The 2,197-nt window shown below is 31.7% G+C and carries 1 pseudogene; it reads left to right on the top strand.

The features are described 5' to 3' along the window. Positions 1-2,122: pseudogene (locus BACPLE_RS00005) on the top strand (TraG/VirB4 family ATPase); the annotation flags it as partial. Between the last annotated feature and the right edge of the window lie 75 nt (positions 2,123-2,197).

Genomic DNA, 2,197 nt, shown 5'->3' with positions numbered 1-2,197 from the left:
TATAAGACACCAATTATCTTATAATCAAGTAATAAATATTCAGACCACGAACGAGCAACAATAGAGGCAAAAAGAAAAACATAAAGGAATGCCTGACCCTGCAAATGATTTATGTGTAGAAGACATAGAACGAGTGCAGTCGGATATTGCCAGAGAAGGGCAAATGCTTGTATATGCACATTATAATATAATTCTTGCTGGTCTTGATGATATTAGTAAGGCTATCAACTATGTTGAAACATCTCTTTTTGATTGTGGCATTATTATTAATAAACAATGCTTCAACCAATTAGAATTATTCGAATGTGCACTGCCAGGAAACGCAATCAACCTAAACAGTTATGACAAATTTCTAACAACTTCCGATGCTGCAATTTGTCTTTTGTTCAAGGAAAAATTACAAGTAACAGAAAACAGCCCTTTTCTTACTTATTTTACAGACAGACAAGGATTGCCTGTTGGAATAGATATGTCCGGGAAAGAAGGTGAGAAAAAATATACAAATAACTCCAACTTCTTTGTTTTAGGTCCAAGTGGTTCTGGTAAGTCTTTCTATGTCAACTCCAAAGTAAGACAATGGGTTTTAGATAACACTGATATTGTATTGGTAGATACAGGGCATAGTTATTCAGGAATGTGCGAATACTATCATGGCAAATACATTACTTATTCTGAAAGCAAGCCTATATCTATGAATCCTTTCCGAATTACTGAAGAAGAGTATAATGTAGAAAAGAAAAACTTTCTTAAATCATTAATTTTCCTGATATGGAAAGGTGCAAATGGTGAGGTCAAAAAGCAAGAAGAAGAAATTATGGATATTACCATAGAAAAATACTATTCTTTCTACTTTCATCCCTTTAATGGTTATTCAGATGCGGAAAAAGAAGCCATACGTGAAAATTTACTACTCGAATTTCAAGTCAATGAAGAAGAATTTGAAAACGAAAGGGAAAAAGAAGAACGCAAGATACTTTCCGAAAAAATAGAGAAATTACAGCAACTAGTAGAAAAAGGAGAAGGCGGAGAAAAAACCAACGCAGAAAAAGCGATACAAAACATTCTCATCGAAAAAGGCTTTACACGCCAAGAGCTTGATAATCCTGAAACTAGATTACTTTCTATAATAGAAAGACGAATCCAGAAGAAGGAAGATATATTGAAAGAAATAAAAGTTGAAAGCTTATCTTTTAACTCTTTCTACGAATTTTCCCTACGCATTATACCTATCATTTGCAAAGAGAACAAAATTGATTTTGATATTACTAACTATAAGTTTCTATTAAAAAAATTCTATAAAGGAGGACAGTTAGAAAAAACTCTTAATGAGGATTTTGACACTTCCCTTTTTGAAGAACCCTTTATAGTTTTTGAAATTGATGCAATTAAAGATGACCCTGAATTATTTCCAATAGTAACCTTAATTATTATGGACGTTTTTATTCAAAAAATGAGATTAAAAAAGAACAGAAAGGCATTAATAATTGAAGAAGCATGGAAAGCCATAGCTAGCCCTATGATGGCTGGCTATATACTCTATTTGTATAAAACAGTTCGTAAATTTTGGGGTATGGCAATGGTTGTTACTCAAGAACTGGAGGACATAATTAGTAATCCTGTAGTCAAAAACTCTATAATCAGCAACTCCGATATTATATGCCTATTAGACCAAAGTAAATTTATAGACAAATATCAAGAAATAGCAAATCTTTTATCCCTAACGGAAGTAAATCAAAAGCAAATATTTACCATAAATCAACTTCCCAATAAAGAAAACCGTAATCGGTTTAATGAAGTATTTATAAAAAGAGGAAATTATGGAAATGTATTTGGAGTAGAGGTTTCTCTACACGAATATTTCACATTTACTACAGAACGAATTGAAAAAGATGCTGTTGGATATTATCATATCATTTATGGTAGTTTCCAAACAGGATTGGATAATTTTATAATAGACCTAAAATCTTCCAAATTAAAAAATATGGATTGGGTTTTACAAGTCAATAAGGTACTAGGGTATCACTCCGATGATGGAAGCCTAAAAGATATACTTAACATCATAGGGGAACAACCATTATATAAGTATATCCTAGATAAATACAAATGGATTACAAACCGTTAAAGATAATATCATGAAGAAAATCCTATTTATTTTAGTGGTAGCATCTACTTTAACCCAAGTTGCATATTCGCAAAA

It is taken from the genome of Phocaeicola plebeius DSM 17135 (genome assembly GCF_000187895.1).
GTDB lineage: Bacteria > Bacteroidota > Bacteroidia > Bacteroidales > Bacteroidaceae > Phocaeicola > Phocaeicola plebeius.
Note: the sequence above shows the minus strand (reverse complement) of the source record. Positions and strands in the feature narration are given on the sequence as shown.